Origin of the sequence: Agreia sp. Leaf283 (assembly GCF_001422485.1) — a bacterium.
Taxonomy (GTDB): Bacteria; Actinomycetota; Actinomycetes; order Actinomycetales; family Microbacteriaceae; genus Agreia.
The window spans coordinates 588,426-604,999 of sequence record NZ_LMNF01000002.1; the positions used below are offsets into that span (position 1 = coordinate 588,426).

Annotated in this window: 16 protein-coding genes and 1 other RNA gene; 7 read left to right on the top strand and 10 right to left on the bottom strand. The window is 62.5% G+C overall.

Features of this window, described 5'->3' with window-relative positions; genetic code table 11:
- Window positions 1-54: 54 nt before the first annotated feature.
- Window positions 55-451: a transfer-messenger RNA gene (gene ssrA / locus ASF51_RS18720) on the bottom strand.
- Between the two features lie 136 nt (window positions 452-587).
- On the opposite strand from ssrA, the gene ASF51_RS11675 reads away from it, so the two are divergent.
- Together ASF51_RS11675 and ASF51_RS11680 are read left to right on the top strand one after the other, a co-directional pair.
- A complete protein-coding gene (locus ASF51_RS11675) occupies window positions 588-1,265 on the top strand; it encodes an SIMPL domain-containing protein (RefSeq protein WP_055929596.1) in 678 nt (225 codons plus the stop codon).
- Window positions 1,262-2,170, top strand: coding sequence for an SDR family NAD(P)-dependent oxidoreductase (locus ASF51_RS11680; RefSeq protein ID WP_055929599.1), 909 nt, complete (start codon window positions 1,262-1,264; stop codon window positions 2,168-2,170). Before ASF51_RS11675 ends, ASF51_RS11680 begins: the two co-directional genes overlap by 4 nt.
- A gap of 6 nt (window positions 2,171-2,176) precedes the next feature.
- On the opposite strand, the gene smpB is transcribed toward ASF51_RS11680, so the two are convergent.
- The 4 genes from smpB to prfB all read right to left on the bottom strand — a co-directional run bounded on the left by smpB (window position 2,177) and on the right by prfB (window position 5,912).
- Window positions 2,177-2,653: an SsrA-binding protein SmpB gene (gene smpB, locus ASF51_RS11685; protein ID WP_055780595.1), complete on the bottom strand. Its 477-nt coding sequence runs from the start codon at window positions 2,651-2,653 to the stop codon at window positions 2,177-2,179.
- Between the two features lie 103 nt (window positions 2,654-2,756).
- On the bottom strand, window positions 2,757-3,671 hold the full coding sequence (gene ftsX, locus ASF51_RS11690) for a permease-like cell division protein FtsX (protein ID WP_055929602.1): 915 nt from the start codon (window positions 3,669-3,671) through the stop codon (window positions 2,757-2,759).
- Window positions 3,668-4,708 carry a cell division ATP-binding protein FtsE gene (ftsE, locus tag ASF51_RS11695; RefSeq protein WP_082479758.1) on the bottom strand — a complete coding sequence of 347 codons (1,041 nt, stop codon included), beginning with the start codon at window positions 4,706-4,708 and terminating at the stop codon, window positions 3,668-3,670. The genes ftsX and ftsE overlap by 4 nt, the downstream gene beginning before the upstream one ends.
- A gap of 97 nt (window positions 4,709-4,805) precedes the next feature.
- Window positions 4,806-5,912: a peptide chain release factor 2 gene (gene prfB, locus ASF51_RS11700; RefSeq protein ID WP_055929605.1), complete on the bottom strand. Its 1,107-nt coding sequence runs from the start codon at window positions 5,910-5,912 to the stop codon at window positions 4,806-4,808.
- Window positions 5,913-5,970: 58 nt separating this feature from the next.
- Between prfB and ASF51_RS11705 the strand changes: the two genes are divergently transcribed.
- Complete coding sequence (locus ASF51_RS11705) at window positions 5,971-7,233, top strand: MFS transporter (RefSeq protein WP_055929608.1); 1,263 nt, start codon at window positions 5,971-5,973, stop codon at window positions 7,231-7,233.
- Window positions 7,234-7,249: 16 nt separating this feature from the next.
- On the opposite strand, the gene ASF51_RS11710 is transcribed toward ASF51_RS11705, so the two are convergent.
- A complete protein-coding gene (locus ASF51_RS11710) occupies window positions 7,250-8,737 on the bottom strand; it encodes an MFS transporter (RefSeq protein ID WP_055929611.1) in 1,488 nt (495 codons plus the stop codon).
- Window positions 8,738-8,838: 101 nt separating this feature from the next.
- Window positions 8,839-9,420 carry a putative glycolipid-binding domain-containing protein gene (locus tag ASF51_RS11715; protein WP_055929614.1) on the bottom strand — a complete coding sequence of 194 codons (582 nt, stop codon included), beginning with the start codon at window positions 9,418-9,420 and terminating at the stop codon, window positions 8,839-8,841.
- Between the two features lie 82 nt (window positions 9,421-9,502).
- Between ASF51_RS11715 and ASF51_RS19080 the strand changes: the two genes are divergently transcribed.
- Both ASF51_RS19080 and ASF51_RS11720 read left to right on the top strand, forming a co-directional pair.
- On the top strand, window positions 9,503-10,483 hold the full coding sequence (locus tag ASF51_RS19080; RefSeq protein ID WP_157412111.1) for a hypothetical protein: 981 nt from the start codon (window positions 9,503-9,505) through the stop codon (window positions 10,481-10,483).
- Window positions 10,471-11,349 (top strand): hypothetical protein, encoded by an 879-nt coding sequence (locus ASF51_RS11720; protein ID WP_157412112.1) that lies wholly within the window; start codon window positions 10,471-10,473, stop codon window positions 11,347-11,349. Before ASF51_RS19080 ends, ASF51_RS11720 begins: the two co-directional genes overlap by 13 nt.
- 264 nt (window positions 11,350-11,613) lie before the next feature.
- Here the strand turns inward: ASF51_RS11720 and ASF51_RS11725 are convergent, their stop codons facing one another.
- Complete coding sequence (locus ASF51_RS11725; protein ID WP_055929621.1) at window positions 11,614-11,967, bottom strand: hypothetical protein; 354 nt, start codon at window positions 11,965-11,967, stop codon at window positions 11,614-11,616.
- 136 nt (window positions 11,968-12,103) lie between these two features.
- Between ASF51_RS11725 and ASF51_RS18725 the strand changes: the two genes are divergently transcribed.
- Complete coding sequence (locus ASF51_RS18725) at window positions 12,104-13,165, top strand: ImmA/IrrE family metallo-endopeptidase (RefSeq protein ID WP_082479759.1); 1,062 nt, start codon at window positions 12,104-12,106, stop codon at window positions 13,163-13,165.
- The gene (locus tag ASF51_RS11730; protein WP_055929623.1) at window positions 13,158-13,706 is read left to right on the top strand and encodes a hypothetical protein; all 549 of its coding nucleotides are present in this window, start codon (window positions 13,158-13,160) and stop codon (window positions 13,704-13,706) included. The genes ASF51_RS18725 and ASF51_RS11730 overlap by 8 nt, the downstream gene beginning before the upstream one ends.
- A gap of 561 nt (window positions 13,707-14,267) precedes the next feature.
- Here ASF51_RS11730 and ASF51_RS18730 read toward each other — a convergent pair.
- Both ASF51_RS18730 and ASF51_RS19085 read right to left on the bottom strand, forming a co-directional pair.
- Window positions 14,268-15,164 carry a TIR domain-containing protein gene (locus ASF51_RS18730; protein ID WP_082479760.1) on the bottom strand — a complete coding sequence of 299 codons (897 nt, stop codon included), beginning with the start codon at window positions 15,162-15,164 and terminating at the stop codon, window positions 14,268-14,270.
- Between the two features lie 487 nt (window positions 15,165-15,651).
- Window positions 15,652-16,572 (bottom strand): PIN domain-containing protein, encoded by a 921-nt coding sequence (locus tag ASF51_RS19085; RefSeq protein ID WP_157412113.1) that lies wholly within the window; start codon window positions 16,570-16,572, stop codon window positions 15,652-15,654.
- Between the last annotated feature and the right edge of the window lie 2 nt (window positions 16,573-16,574).

Sequence of the window (16,574 nt, forward strand, 5' to 3'; positions counted from 1 at the left end):
TCCCTGAGCCTGTCGAAGGGCGGCAACCGAACAGTGCGTGACAGCGACCTCAGATGGTGGAGATGCGGGGAATTGAACCCCGGTCCACTGCTGTGATTCTGCGCCTTCTACGGGCGTATCCTGTTGAGTCGTTCTACTCGGCCCCGAGCTTTGCTACAGGCATCTAGCTCGACGGGCCCAGCCCGAGTGCAAGTCCCTCCGCGCCCTCAGGCGTAACGCGGAAGCAATCTCTCTGAATGTCGCCAGAACCCGGGTAGAGAGCATTCCCGGACTGACGGTCTCTATTTAGTGCTTAGAAGAGAACTACGCCGCGAGGGCGAAGTCTGCCTGAGCAGAGACAGTGCGGTTTGATTTGGCACTTATTGTTTTTCAGAGATCGTTAACGAGATAACCCTGAATCCTCGACCCGCTTCTCGCAGTTTCGCAGGCAATGTCGAAACCGATCATCCCCAAGCGGGTCACTATCACGCACTGTTGAGTTGTGTCTTGCGCACAGGCATCCGAAAGGATGCAGCCCTCAATCCTACGACAGAAAATCGGCAATGGCCACCGCGGGCCCTCCTCCGGTCGCGGATAGGGTGAGACCCATGAGCGAGACCATCATCACCGTCGCCGGCTATGCAGAGACGCACCATTCACCCGAGCGGGCCGTCGTGCAGCTCGCACTCGGGTTCGAGGGACCGGAACGCCAGAGCGTGTTCGAACAGACGAGGCAGCTTCACGCGGAGACGTCGGAAAGCCTCCGGGCCCTCCACGATCCCGTGGCCGACGCGGTGACGCGGTGGAGCGCCGACCAGGTGAGCGTGTGGGGGCAGCGCCCCTGGAACCAGGACGGCGTGCAACTGCCACCGGTCTATCACGCGACCACCACCGTGCGAGCCCGATTCCGCGACTTCTCGGCGCTGGCGACCTGGATCGATTCCATCGCGTTCCGCGACGGCGTGACCGTGACCTCGGTCGACTGGGCTCTCACCGCAGCGACGCGGGCGGCTCTGGAGTCCGACGTTCAGAAGGACGCGATCGTGAGCGCCCGGTCGAAGGCGCAGAACTACGCCGAGGCCCTCGGGCTGTCGGCACTCCGGCCCCTCGCCGTGGCCGACCCCGGAATGCTCGGAGACGGCGGAGGCGGCTCCTCGCCGGTCGGCGTGGCGCGCTTCGCCTCGCACGATATGGCCAAGTCCAGCGCATCCGGCCCCCTCGACCTCACGCCCGCAGACGTCGTCATCAGCGCGTCGGTCGAGGCCCGTTTCGCCGCGTCCGCATGAACCGCGACCTCGTCGACCGCACGGTCGTCATCACAGGCGGCAACGCCGGGCTCGGCTACTTCACGGCCGAGCAGCTCGCCCGCAGGGGCGCACGCATCATCATCGCCGGACGCAACGAGGCAAAGGCCGACGCCGCCATCGCGTCCCTGCGGCGCGAGGTGCCCAACATCGAGGCACCGTCGTTCGTGCTGCTCGATCTGGCCGATCTCTCGAGTGTGGCTCGGGCATCCACCGAACTCTCGCGGCTGCCCGCCATCGACGTGCTGGTCGCGAACGGGGGCATCACCTCGGGCACCGCGGATTCCGCCACCGCCGACGGGTTCGAGAGCATGTTCGGAACCAATCACCTCGGCCACTTCGCCCTGGTCGCGGGTCTTCTGCCGACTCTGCTCGCGACCCCCGCGTCACGGATCGTGCATCTCGGCAGCATCAGCCACCGCTTCTACGCGCTCGATCTCGACCAGCGCGACACCCCCGAGCGTTTCCGCAGTTTCCGCAGCTACAGCCGGTCGAAGCTGGCCGTGATGACGTTCGCGTTCGAGCTCGATCGTCGGCTTCGCGCCGCCGGGCACGACACCCGCAGCATCGTCGCGCATCCGGGGTTCGCCGTCGACGAGCTGACGCCAGAGCGCCCCGGAGTCACGCCGGATGTCAGCACCGCTGCGATCGTGCGGACCGTGTTCGGCTCGTTCGCCCAGGGCAAGGACGCCGGAGCACTGCCCATCGTGATGGCCGCCACCGACGACTACCTGCGCGGTGGCGAATACGTGGGTCCGGCCGGCTGGCAGCAATTGAAGGGCCGCCCGCGGGTGGTGCCGGCCAAGGCGTGGTCACGTGATCCCGCGGTGGCCGCCCGCCTGTGGGCGCTGTCCGAAGAGCTGACCGGCGCATCCATTCGTCTGTGACCGACGTCAGTCGCCGAGGTTGCGCCTCGCCGACATGGCCCTGTCGGACTCGCGCTTGTCTTGACGCTCGCGCAGCGTCTGCCGCTTGTCGTACTCGCGCTTTCCCTTGGCCACGGCCAGCTCGACCTTGGCACGGCCGTCGCTGAAGTACAGCTGCAGCGGGATGAGCGTGTAGCCGCCCTCTTTGGTCTTGTTGTGCAGCTTGAGGATCTGCTCCTTGTGCAGCAGCAGCTTGCGCTTGCGCCTTGGCGTGTGGTTGTTCCACGTGCCCTGCGTGTACTCGGGAATGTGCACGGCGTCGAGCCAGGCCTCGCCGTTCTCGATGAAGGCGTAGCCGTCGACCAGCGACGCTCGACCCATGCGGAGCGACTTCACCTCGGTGCCGTTCAAGACCATTCCGGCCTCGTACGTCGACTCGATGGTGTAGTCGTGCCGAGCCTTGCGGTTGGTCGCGACGACCTTCTGACCGCTCTCCTTGGGCACGTTGCGCTCCTGACGATTCTTGGTGCCGCACCTCGCGTGCGGCAGCCGTCCAGTATACGCCCGGTCGACCCGGGCGTGGGCGGCGCCGCTCGGACCGGTGCGATCAGACCTTGAGGTAGCGCGTGATCGCGAACTTGGCCGACAGCGCCGCGAGCACGGCTCCGACGACGATCAGGATCGGCGCCACCAGCAGCGCATCGCCCGTGGAGACGAACGATGTGAACGGCAGCTGGTTCAGCAGCCATCCCTGCACGAAGAACTTCACGATGGCCCAGATCGCCAGGCCCGCGAGTGCCGAGCCGATGAGCGATGCGATCACACCCTCGATGATGAACGGCGTCTGGATGAACCTGTTCGAGGCCCCGACGAGGCGCATGATTCCGAGTTCTCGACGACGCGAGAAGGCAGACAAACGGATGGTCGTGGCGATGAGCAGAACTGCTGCGATCAACATGATCGCAGCCACGGCGATGGCGGTGTAACTCGCCGCGTTGAGTACCGTGAAGATCTGCTCGAGGTAGCTGCGTTGGTCGGTGACGCTCTCCACGCCCGCGAAGCCCGAGAGACTCTCGACGAGCACCGCCGATTGCGTCGGGTCTTTCAGGTTGACCCAGAATGTCTGCGGAAGAAGGTCGGGCGTCACGTACTCGGTGACAGGGTTGCCCTTGAACTGCGACTGGAAGTTTTCGTAGGCCTGATCGTGGTTCTCGAAGTAGTACTTGTCGATGAACGGCGACAGCGTCGGCCCGTCGAGCTGGGCCTCAACGGCGTCGATCTGCTCCTGGGTCACGTCGCCGTTGCCGCAGGTCTCGCCCGCGTCGGTGGCCGTGCAGAGGTAGACGGCGACCTGGGCCTTGTCGTACCAGTAGTTCTTCATCTGGCCGATCTGCATCTGCAGCAGAATGGCCGTGCCTACGAAGGTGAGCGAGATGAAGGTCACGAGAACGACAGAGACGACCATCGAGACGTTGCGTCGGAGGCCGGTGCCGACCTCTCCGAAGATGAGTCCGAGTCTCACGAGGTGGGTCCTACGTTCTGGTCCTGGGGGTCGATGCGTTCGCCCGGGGCGCGCAGCCCGAGCTTCTCGGCGAGTCCGAGCTGGTCGGTCACGGGGTCGGCGGCGTCGGGGCGGGCCGACACCGGCGCGGGGGTCGTGGATGCGACGGGCGCGGCCTGCGCGGGCTCGCCGGCGGGCACACGGGATGCCGTGGGCGCGGCAGGCGCTGGCGCCTCGGTCGCGGACGGGCCCTGGGGGTTCACGACGGGCGTGGAGAACGTGGGAGAACTCGCACCCGGTCCCCTGCTGCCGCGCGTCAGCCCGGGAATGCCGATCTCGGCCGTCATTCCGCTGTCGCGAAGCGCGATCTCGGCCGTCATGCCGTAGCCGCCCTGCAGTTCGTCGCGAACGATCTCGCCCTGAACGAGCTCGATCACGCGTCGCTGCATCTGGTCGACGATGGCGTTGTCGTGCGTCGCCATGATCACGGTGGTTCCGCCCGCGTTGATGCGCTGCAGAACCTGCATGATTCCGCCACTGGTGAGCGGGTCGAGGTTTCCTGTCGGCTCGTCGGCGAGCAGGATGGCGGGCTTGTTCACGACGGCGCGGGCGATGGCCACGCGCTGCTGCTCACCACCGGAGAGTTCGTGCGGAAGGCGGTTCGCCTTCTCGTTGAGGCCCACCATGGCGAGCACGTCGGGAACGGCCTCCTGGATGAAGCCCCGCGACTTGCCGATGACCTGAAGCGTGAAGGCCACGTTGTCGAAGACGTTCTTGTTCGGCAGCAGACGGAAGTCCTGGAAGACGACTCCGAGGTTGCGCCGGAAGTAGGGAACCTTGCGCGACGAGATCGTGCCCAGGTCTTGGCCGAGCACGTGGATGCTGCCGCTCGTGGGCTTGTCCTCCTTCAGCACGAGGCGCAGGAAGCTCGACTTGCCGGAGCCGGAGGCGCCGACAAGAAAGACGAATTCACCGCGGAGGATCTCGAGGTCGACGCGGTTCAGCGCCGGCTTCTTGGTCCCCCGGTAAATCTGGGATACGTGATCAAATCGAATCATGGCAGGTTGAGCTTAAGCAGCCTTGCGACCCACTCGACGCGCGACTCGCCACGGATGCCCGATTGGCGCGCCAGTCTGTACGAACGCCTTGTATCGCCTATGCGACCTTCTGCTTGCGCCAGCGGATGCCCGCCGAGATGAAGCCGTCGAGCTCGCCGTCGAAGACGTTCGACGGGTTGTTCGATTCGTAGTCGGTGCGCAGGTCTTTGACCATCTGGTACGGCGCGAGCACGTAGCTGCGCATCTGGTCACCCCAGCTGGCGGTGATGACGCCGGCCAGCTCCTTCTTCTTGGCGTTCTCCTCGTCGCGCTGCAGCAGCAGCAGGCGCGACTGCAGCACGCGCAGTGCCGCCGCCCGGTTCTGGATCTGGCTCTTCTCGTTCTGGCAGCTCACCACGATGCCCGTGGGCAGGTGGGTGATGCGCACGGCCGAGTCCGTGGTGTTGACCGACTGGCCGCCCGGGCCCGACGAGCGGAAGACATCCACCCGGATGTCGCTCTCGGGAACGTCGACCGACTCGGTCTGGGCGATGAGCGGAATGACCTCGACCGCGGCGAAGCTCGTCTGGCGCTTGCCGGCCGAGTTGAACGGGCTCATGCGCACCAGGCGGTGCGTTCCGGCCTCGACCGAGAGCGTTCCGAACGCGTAGGGTGCGTCGACCTCGAAGGTGGCGCTCTTGATGCCGGCCTCTTCGGCGTAGCTGGTGTCGAGCACCGTGACCGAGTAGCCGTGCTGCTCGGAGTAGCGCAGGTACATGCGCAGCAGCATCTCGGCGAAGTCGGCGGCGTCGACGCCGCCCGCTCCGGCGCGGATCGTGATGACGGCCGCGCGGGGGTCGTATTCGCCGTTGAGCAGGGTCTGCACCTCGAGCTCGCCGAGCAGCTTCGTGAGGCTCTCGAGCTCGCCCTGCGCCTCCTGGGCCGACTCCTCGTCGCCCTCGGAGTTGATGAGCTCGACCATGATCTCGAGGTCTTCGAGGCGCGAGGTGATGCTCGTGACCTTCGCGAGGTCGGACTGCGCGTGCGACAGCGCGCTGGTGACCTTCTGCGCCTTCTCGGTGTCGTCCCACAGGTCGGGAACGCCCGCCTGTGCGCTGAGGTCGTCGATGCGGGCCTTCAGCTCATCGACGTCGATGACCGAGAGGATGTCGCGGAAGGTGGAGCGGAGGGCGGCGATCTGCTCGCTGAAATCTAGTTCCTGCATGGTGCCCCCAGCCTACCGGGCGGGCGTGGTCGCTCCCCCGGCGTACAGTGGATGCGACATGAGCGATGCAGAGACCGGGTTCCGATTCCGTTCCATCGCCCTCCCCGCCCTTCTCCCGTCGCTGCTCTTCGCCATCGGCGAGGGCTCGATCATCCCCATCATTCCGGCGATCGCTCAGGATCTCGGTGCCGGTCTCGCCCTGGCGGGATTCATCGCCGCCATGATCATGGTCGGCGAGCTCATCGGCGACATTCCGAGCGGTTGGATCGTGAGCCGCATCGGTGAGCGGCGGGCCATGGTGGGTGCGTCTCTCGTGTCGATCATCGGCGTCACGACGTGCATCGTCGCATCCGGGCCCTGGATGCTCGGGGTCGGCATCTTCCTGCTCGGCCTGTCGACCGCGACCTTCGCCCTCGCCCGGCACGCGTTCATGACCACCTTCGTGCCGCTGCAGTATCGGGCGCGCGCACTCTCCACTCTCGGCGGAACCTTCCGGGCGGGCTGGTTCGTGGGCCCTTTCATCGCCGCCGGACTCATCGCCCTCACGTCGCACGCCGAGATCGTGTTCTGGGTGCACCTCGCGTGTGCCGTTCTGGTGATCGTGCTCCTCCTCGTGATGCCCGATCCGACCGCGGGGGCCGCGGCACGCGCGCAGGTCGACGGCACGCACGAGACCGAGGGCGAGCACCTCGTGGCCGAGGAATCGCACGGGCTGTTCCGCACCGTCTGGAACTTCCGCGGGGTTCTCGTTCGCCTCGGAACGGGTGTGGCGATCGTCGGCGCTCTGCGCGCGAGCCGCTCCGTCATCCTGCCGCTGTGGGCGGTGAGCCTCGGCCTGTCGGAGAGCACGACCGCCCTCATCATCGGGCTCGGCGGCGCCATGGACTTCGCCCTGTTCTATGCCAGCGGCCAGGTCATGGACCGGTTCGGGCGACTGTGGAGCGTGGTGCCGTCGATGCTCGGCATGGGCATCGGACTCTTCGTGCTGGCGTTCACCCACGACCTGCAGCACGCGGTCGGGTGGTTCATCGGTGTCACGGTGCTCACCGGCCTCGCGAACGGCATCGGCAGCGGAATCCTCATGACGCTCGGCGCCGACCTCGCCCCGAAAGACGACCCCGCCCCGTTCCTGGGCGCGTTCCGCTTCACCGGCGACGCGGGAACTGCCGCCGCTCCCCTGCTGGTATCGCTCATCGTGGCCGTGGCCACGCTGTCGCTTTCGACGGCGATCATGGGGGTCATCGGCGTGCTGGGTGCCGGTTTGATGCTGCGCTACGTTCCCCGCTACGTTCCTCGGCGGCCGGGCAGGCCGTCGGCCTGATCAGGCGCGCTGCTCGTCAGGCGTCGGATGCGGCGGTCTCGCGCTTCGCGGCTTTCGCACGCGATCTCAGGTCGACGAGCCCTACGATGAGCGACACCGTGATGAGCGAGATAGCGATGAGGATGCCGTTGCGGAAGCCCTCGTGGTAGGCCATCAGCTGATCGGCGTCCGCCTTGTCGCGGTAGAGGGTCGCGAAGAACGTTGAGCTGACGGCGGCGACGCCGATCGCGGTGCCGACGCGCTGTCCGACCTGGGCGAGTGAGCCCGCGACCCCGCCCTCGCTCACGGGAACCTCGGCGAGCGTCAGGGTCTGGTTGGGCGAGATCACGAGGCCGCCTCCGGCTCCCGCGACGGCCATGGCGGCGGCCATCCACCAGATCGTCTCGTCGCGCGGGGTGAGCACCGCCGCAGCGAGAATGAGGGAGAAGCCCACGATGACCGTGGCCGTGCCGATCACGACGAGCTTGCGGCCGTAGCGCTCAACGATGCGGCCGCCGATCAGCGAGCTGGCGGCGGAGGTGAGGGCGAACGGGATGCTGACCATGCCGGCGAAGACGGGCAGGGCGCCGAGGCCCTGCTGCAGGTAGAGCGTGGTGAGCAGGAAGGTGCCCGGGATGGCCGCGAAGTACGCGGTGGCTACGAGGATTCCGTTGCGGTACGAGGCGATGCGGAACAGGGAGAAGTGCACCACGGGAGACTTGCCGCGCCGGCCGTAGTCGCGCTCCCAGAGAAGGAACGCGGTGGTTCCGAGAGCGAAGCCGATGAGCCAGAACCAGCGCTTCGGGTCGTCGTCGGGGCCGCCGGTGGTGAAGACGAAGGGCACCATGAGGCTGAAGACCGAAAAACCGAGAAGAAGGATGCCGACGAGGTCGAGCTGGGTCTTCACGGTCGTGCCCTTGGGCTTCGTCGGCAGCAGGCGCAGCGCGAAGAACAGGGCGATGAGTCCGAGCGGAATGTTCATCCAGAACAGCAGTCGCCACCCGTCGGTCTCTCCCCCGACGGCGATCAGCAGCCCGCCGAGCGTCGGCCCGAACGCGGTGGCGACGCCGATGGTGGCGCCGAAGATGCCGAAGGCGCGCCCGCGAGCAGAACCCTGGAACAGCTGCTGCACGAGCCCGAGCACCTGCGGCATCTGGATGCCTGCGGCGACACCCTGAAGGATGCGCGCGATGAGCAGGGTCTCGACCGTCGGTGCGAGCGCGCAGGCGAGACTCGCGAGGGTGAACGAGATGAGTCCGATGGAGAAGAGGAGTTTGCGCGAGTAGATGTCGCCGAGCCGCCCGGCGGGAACGAGCGCGAGTCCGAAGGCGAGGGCGTAGCCGGCGACGATCAGCTGCAGTTCGGTGGACCCAGCGCCGAGCGCCTTCTCGATCGAGGGAAGCCCGACGTTGACCTTCGACAGATCGAGAATCGTGAGGGCCGCCACTCCGACGGCCACGGCGAATGCCTGCCATTTCGCCCGCTCGGTGAGTTCGATCTTCGGAGCGGGCGGAGTAGACGTCATGAGAGAAAACGCTACACCGCACCATGGCGCGCATTCGGGGGCCTTGCGCGCGTGCTACCTGAACACAGAGCGGGGCAGCTGCGGTGGGGTCGGGCCCTTGCCTAGGACTCTCTGATCGCAATTCCTGGATACTCGATGACAAGCCCTGAACTGTCGTACCGCAGACGACACGAAAACTCGAACGTCGATGATTCGTAGTGGAACAGGATCTCCTCCGGACCAGCCTCAATCAATGTGTAGCGCTGTTCGAGACGTTCCACGCTGAGGTCGTCAGCTCGGACAAACGCGGCCGGCACGTCGACGCCGACTCCCTCGATGAAGTCGAGACGATGGAGGGGAAGCGTGTTCGTCACCGCGGACGACTCGAAATCAACATCAGAGCACCCATCAAGTTCGGGTCGCAGCTCGCCGTTCACGGTCCATGTTCCCGCGGAGTCGCGTGTTAGAGCCAGCTCACGTTTCCCTGTGTCCGTCAGCCTGGATGAATGAACCGCGACCGTTCTCCAAGAATCATCCACCGTCACGTCATAGCCAACCGACCACAGCTCAACAGACTCGCGTGCGGTTGTATGACCGGTCAGACGGTAACCGACGCCCAGATCCTTGAAGAAGGCGACCTCGAAACCAGCTCGCGCTCCTCTGTGGGTCCAGCTCGCCCCAGCAGCTGGTGTCGTCAGTCTCATGAACGGAACCTATCAATCCGTCGGGCTGGACCGATGCACTGATGCCCCAGCGGACAATATCGCGCCTCGAGATGATCGACGGGTGATTGCAAGCATCACTCTCGGGTACACCGCCGATCAGGCGAGCGCCATGGCCGGCCAGGGGTACCGGGTCCCGACCGAGCGGGAGAACAATATCCTCGCCGAAACGAACACTGCGGCAGCACGTCTCGAAGAGCTGCGCGCACTTATGGAGGCGATCCCCACGCCAAGGTCCATCACGGTGACCGCATCCGGTAACGGACTTCAGTATTCGGACTCAAGAGAGAACCACGCCTACGGAGGCACTGTTGGCGGTGCCGTTGCTCAAGCAGCGATGGCATTCGTTGGTGGTGGCACTGCGGTAGGCCCCGGTACATCTAAGTCGGACTCGATCCCGGTGTGGCTGTCAGCCGGCGAGGAAGTGATTCAGGACCCATACGAATCGCGGAACAGAGGCCTCCTGCAATCGATCAATGCAGGCGATGACCCTCGATCGTGGTTGGCGTCGATGATGGGTTGGGGCAGCCTGGTCCCGGCAAGCTACGAGGGCTATTCGGGATACTCGTCGACTGGAGGATCTGCGGCGGAACCGCAGGTCGTCCAGATCGAATTGACGACGAGCGGCGGTGCCGAAAAGTTCGTTGACATTCGTATCAACGGGGCGCTGAAAGTCCAGGAGCGCGAGCGGCATATGACTCTTGTCTCTGGTAGGAGCCGATATCGGAAAGATCAGCGAGCAGGCCCGCACCGCCTGCAGCCCTGTGGCCCCTCACCCGGCTGCAGGGGCCGCTCCTTGTTCCTCAGTCGTTTTGCCTTCTGGATCCGCGACGATCGCGAATACGCACGTAACCCACACCGACATATGGGCACAAAGTTCTCGATCCACGACGAGACGAACAGGGCGGCATTGCTTCAGGAGTTACATGCTCTCGTGGATGCGATTCCTAAGTCGGAGTTCGATCCCTGCCTCCACAACGCATCCTGTAGTCGGATTCATTATGCTCGTCACCCTGGTGAGGGAGCAGCGACTTGGACGTTCTGAAGGCAATATCTGATTGGTTAGATGTCACTTGGGACGATCCTGTAAACGGTCGCGAGGCTGCCCTGTCCGTTCTCGTGTCACTCCTATTTACCGGTGCTGGATTCATCTGGGGCAGGGATCAGGAGCGGAGGAAAAACGCAGCCGCCGAACGCGCCCGCCAGCTGGAGGACCGCGCACGAGCCTTCCGACTGGTTGAGGAGACCTGGGCGCCTATCGTCAGGCTGTTGGACGTCGACAAATTCCGAGGCATCGCGGACGATCTCACGGCCATTTTCACCAATAGCGTCAAGGTAGTGCCGCTGCACTCGCGCCGACCCGACTGGCCGTTGGAGTGGATGCCCCTGTATGAATGGTTATCGGCTGCGATGGCCCACATAGAGCTTTACCGAGACTGGTCCTCAGGCATGGAGTATGGGAAAGCCCTAGCGCCAGTGCGTGCCCAACAGGCAGCACTTGAGCGAATCAGGACAGAACTCATGGCCGGGCATATTGGACTGGCGTTTTTTGCCACTCATCGCCTCACCATCGAATTGGCAAGCCGCGAACTTCAAGTCCGAGTTGCGCGACAAAAGGAGTACGCGGCAGCGCTCGGCATGATGGAATCCGCACTGATCTTTTTCGCTTCGGAATACATGGGATCGTTTGGGAGACTCGTGTCCGACGTTCAAGCAGCCCGGAGTGCGTTCGAGCGTCTGCAGTTGACTCACTCCGGAGACTTCGGCCCGGAACTGCAAACTATGCAGTCGTACCTGGAGCGAATCGAACGGTTCGTCGTAGCGAGCCCGTACGCAACCCTCAACGAACGGCAAGAATTCGAAGAACAGTTCTGGCCACCGGGCGGCCCACAAAAGTGGATTAGTGGGTAGAAGTCTATATACCAGCCCGGGGAGGCCGTGTGGAAAAACTGCCCGAAATGTACGTTGCCTTCACTCGGAGCCGCACAGCAGAGGGAGCACCTGGGAGGCCCCCGTGGGGCGCTTTGGTCCTTCTACCTGTCAACCCTGATCATCATCACCTGCAACTCCTCCGACGGGCGCTCGAGCAGTCCTGCCTTCATCGTCTGGCAGTCAGCGCCTTCACCTTCGACTTCGGATGACTCACCAGTCTTACTTCTGGCACTCACTCGAACCTCATTCATCCACCATACGTTGCGGCTTCCCGTCGACTAGGTCATCGGTGTCTGGGAGCAGCCTGGCCGTGAGTGCTGACATCTCCGCGGCGTGCTGGCGGATGAACGTCGCAGCCGACCCGATGGTCTCGAAGGACTTCACCCACGCACGTTTCCCGCCCTCATCGAGGCCATGCGAGTAGACGTGGAACATGCGCCCGTGCGACTTCGGTTCATCCCACCTGATCCAACCGAGGATCTTCCCGTGCGGGGCCACACACCAGATCTGCTTGTGGATGTGCAGGATCGCGTAGGGGTCTGTCGGCACGAAGTCGATGCCGGCCATCAGGGCGGTGAAGTCGCCAACCTTATTCATGGGGTGCTCCTGTCGTTCGGGAGCGTCCCGGCCGACGCAAGAATGCATGCTATCCGGTGGCACAGACAGGCCGACACAGCGCCGAACTGCCGCGATTGTTGGTAATTTCCCAACATGCCCGCGTACTGTTAGCCACATGGACATTGGGCAAAGAATTTCGGAGCGCATAGACGCGCTCGTGCCCGCGATTACACGGAAGGATTTCGCGGGCCGGGTGGGGATGACGCCGGATGCGCTCTCTCGAGCTCTGAGCGGGAAGCGCGGTTTCGCGAGCATAGAACTGGTGCGTGTTGCCGAGGAGCTACATGCCGATATTCATGAGCTGATTACCGGGGAACGAAACCCCAATCAGGTATTTGTGAACGCGCGACACCAGTACGACCACGCGACGACAAGCAGATCTGTGCCGACGCTTGAAGATGACAAGGCAGTCCTCGAAGACATTTGCGTCGCTTATCTGCAGGCGGAGCTGCCTGCCCGACCACATAAGGTCACCGCCGGAAGTCCCGCTCAGGTGAGAGATGTCCTGGGAACGGGATTTGCTCGACCATTTGCGGACAGGATGGAGGAACGGCTCGACCTAGATGTCATTAGGGCCAATGATCTTGGCACTGCGTATTCGGGTACGGTCGGCGGTCGCACTTTCGTAGCGATTCCGGCGACGGGTAGCTGGTTCCGCGAAAATTGGGACCTTGCCCACGAACTTGGCCACGTTGCCGGCAGCCAGTCCGAGGCGGAGGCGAATAGCTTCGCTGCGAATTTGTTGATGCCCGAGGAGCTTGTCCGGTCAGTCAATTGGTCGCGTGCGTCTCAAGAAACGGTGGCCGACTTCCTTTGGCAAACCGGGGTCTCGACATATGCGTTGAGGGTCCGCCTGGAAGCACTTGGCATACCTCATGCACCACTTGCGGATGTGCTTTCGCAGAACACTCAGCGCGCTCTTCGCAGGGCGAGAAGCTGGTCTTCTGAATTTGGCGATGAGATCACGATGCGCATGGAGGCGGCAAGCCGCCGCCGGTTTCCCCTCGATCTGCAAGAAGCACACGAGGTTGGAGTCGAGGAGGGACGCTTGGGGCCGGGGTATCTGGCTTGGATGCGGGGAGTTGAGGCTGAGTGGATCGCAGAGACCTACGCTCCCGATGTGCACGACCCGAGCGTAAATGATCTAGCTGCGGCATTCGGTCTAGCTGTTGGCTAGCGCTCTCTTCTTCCCAGACACGACGGTTGTCAGCAATTTTGCACTCATCGGCCAGATGCAGCTGCTGGAGGACATGGTCAACGGTAACGGAGCTTGGTGCGCGACTGTCGCGTCTGAGTGTGCGGCGGGCTCCGCCCTACCAGGTCTCGGGGATATGGCGAAAGCCGGCGGGATTTTTGGGTCGCCTATCTATCCCGACGCCGCAGAACACGTCGACATCCTGGTGCTGCAAGATCACATGCGGCAGCCGGGCGATCTTGCCACGGCCCACTTAGGAGAGGCAGAGACCATCACGATTATTGCCCGGCGGGGACTGAACGCTGCATTCGTGACTGACGACACAGATGCGCGCAGACAAGCCTCAGCTCATGGGATCCCCGTCTACAGCACATGGCACATATTGAAACTGGCCGTCGCAACGAAAGCTCTCACGATGGCGGACTTTTTCGTGGCCTACTACGTACTCGTGGCAGCGAAGCGAGGCCACCCGCCTTGCGCGCGCGAGAAGTCGGCTGTCTCCACGTGGTTGACAACGAACTAAGGTTCGTCTGAGGTATGTTTCTCGACCTGGCGGCGCATTTGTCGACGCCGCCGTGACGCGCTTTCAGCGGGCATCAGAGTTGGTCAGGGCGAATTGTCAATTGGCATTCGTCGCAACGCCAGACGGGTCCTCGATGGTAGTTCGCTCGGGCGGGACGCATGGGCATAAGGCATCGCGGGCAGTTCGGTGAGACGCCGTCGCTGAGCTCATCCATGCTTATCCGACAGCTGGTTCTGGATTGCCCGCAGCAACGCCATCCCAGCAGGCGCCGCCATGATCAGGGAATAGCGGCTCTTTCAGGATGCAGTCACCACTGACCGGCCCTCCATCAATGTAAGAGTCCAGATCATTTACCGACCCGTTGTCAGCCGAGTAGAGGCCGGGGGCGAGAGCGACGACCTGCGGCGAGGTCTTGTAAGCGCTGGTCACCCTTAAGTCGATACTTGCCAGATCCACCACAACAGGATATCCGGGGTAGGTCGATCGAATCCGAGTTACCAACGTCGATGCCAAGTGACCAGGCCTTGAGTACCTAACGTTTGTCCAAGTCACGCGGGATGTCTAGATACCCTTCATACGGTCTTGGATCAGCGCGACCACTCGACCCTCCGTCCGGTGGATCTCTCCGGGCTCGAAGGGTATGTAAGTGAGTCCAGCGATGTTGGAGGGAGCGTCTACGCCCTTCTCTAACAGCACGATAGTGTTGCGGGTTCCAAGAGCACCGTGACTGTAGCCAGCTTCGTGGACGACGTTCTGCCGCGCCCGCTTGGTGCCGTCCTTCATCTCGTCGGCAGCGGTCATTACGATCACAGCCATTGACGCTGACCCAATCATTTCCGCAACCACATCGAGGGTAATTTGACCTGCCCTTTCAGCCTCCGTGAACGCATCCACCGTCACCCCTGCGCGCTTCAGATAATCGCGAACAACCTCCCACGCGTGTCCACCTCCGAAGGCAATGAACACCTTGAAATCGCCCGCCGCGAGCACAGCGTCTTCCGTTGGGTAATCGCCAAGAATCTCCCTCGCGTTTCGCATTATTGAGAGCGCCGTATCTTCAGACTGCGAAAAAGCAGTCAGCGAGAGATGTGAAAACGAGTGGGATTGTATTTTCAAATAAGAATGATTGTAAGAATACGGTGTGTAATTTCTCCACAGATAGAAACCCACGGTCCAAGAAGTCGCATCTTCAGGGACCAGCCGAGCGAAGACACCTTCCTCAAAGGGAACCGACTTCGCAGCACCAACCGTCAGGCCATCCATGACGAAATCATCGATAAGTGCGCTCACACCGTCGGCATTAAACCTGTTGCGCTCGTCCTCCGGCGCAATGCCGGGACCCCTCCCAGAGGACGCCGTTGGATCGTACTTTTCGGCAAACTTAGCTAGCGACTGCCCTATGCGCTCGAACGCTTGAGGAGGCAATTGAGATTTGAAGTACCCGGACACCGTCGCCATGGCCCTAAGCCTAGGGGTTTGGCCGAAGTGACGAAGTCCACTCGAATGTTCAATACGCTGCGACCTACCGAGTTCGGCCCTACATCCCGCAATGACCGGCGAGTTCGTTCGACGCTGCTCGCAGAATAAAACGCTCCCTGCTCTTCTCAAGGGGCGTTTTCGTAGATGTTGCGAGTATGAGCATCGTGACCTCTTTCTTGCCGGCGGCCTCGAGCAGAGTACGCTTCGTGTCTTCTCGCATGGCAACACGGATGACTGAGTCTCGGCCCGCGCGCCGGGCCATTACTGACAACTTCTTGCCCGCCGGATTCTTGGCACAGCTAACGCCCACACCGAGCCTCTGCGCTTTCGGCATCCGGCCGACAGATTGTGTATTCCCCCGGAGCACCACAGAAGTTACCGAAAGTGCTCGGCATAAGGTAAGAACTAGACAGCTTCCACCCACTGAAGCCTCGGCGCTTTGCACGTCTTGCAACCCACGACTAATTCACTGAAATTTCAGTTCAAAGTCAGAAAGAGATGAATCACTCTCATTCGCAGCGAACGTGTGTGGTTCAAAGTTCAGCCAGCCGTCGATCTTAGCGGTGGCCCACTCCGCCCCAGATGCATCCGCAAGGGCTACCGATGCCCGAACCTGAGCAAGCCCGCCGTCGTCAATGACATATCCCTGGCCAATCCGAGATTCAGCGACTATCAGCCGGGCGTTCCAGACTCGCTCCACGGTGTACTCCGCTGAATCCTTATCGTCCAAGAATTCGATGAATTCGGATCTGATTGATAAGTCAAAGGCATCAGCGAGACTTTGGTCAGGCGGATCAGGTAGGTCTACCTTCGTCGCGATTGCGTCCACAAATGAATTCGTCGAGTCAAGATACGTAACAGGATGTTCTGCTGATGCAACTTCCGCTAAAAGCCCTGCGAACAAACCCGTGGTACCAAAGTCTTTTGAGTTGTTCGTCACGAAGAAGACCTTGTGGCCCTCATTTGCCAATGCTGCAACGGTCAACCAGATCGCACTGTCGCGACCACCTTTGCCCAGTCGGGCGGGCAGAACACGCCTAGCCTCCCGTCGGAATGCTTCGCGAGCATGCTCGCCTCCAAGGGGTAAAATTTCGAAGACTTCATTTAGTCGGTCCTCCAGGACCTTGGCTACTTCTGTGCCGCTTGGTGTGTAAATTGCGTCCATAGTCGTCATCTGGCTCAATTGGCTATTTGAGGAAACAAAGGTGGAAAGCAACTTGTCCGCCGTTTCGCGTCGCAGATTAACTGCTTCATGAAGTGTGACCTCTGAAATCGACGGCCTAATTTCTTTGAGGGCGCAGAGTCGAAAAAGCAAGGACCAGAAAGCGCTCTGCAGGATGCCCTTCTGGGGCAAAGCGTTCGTATCGAGGACTAGGTACGTGGCCATAG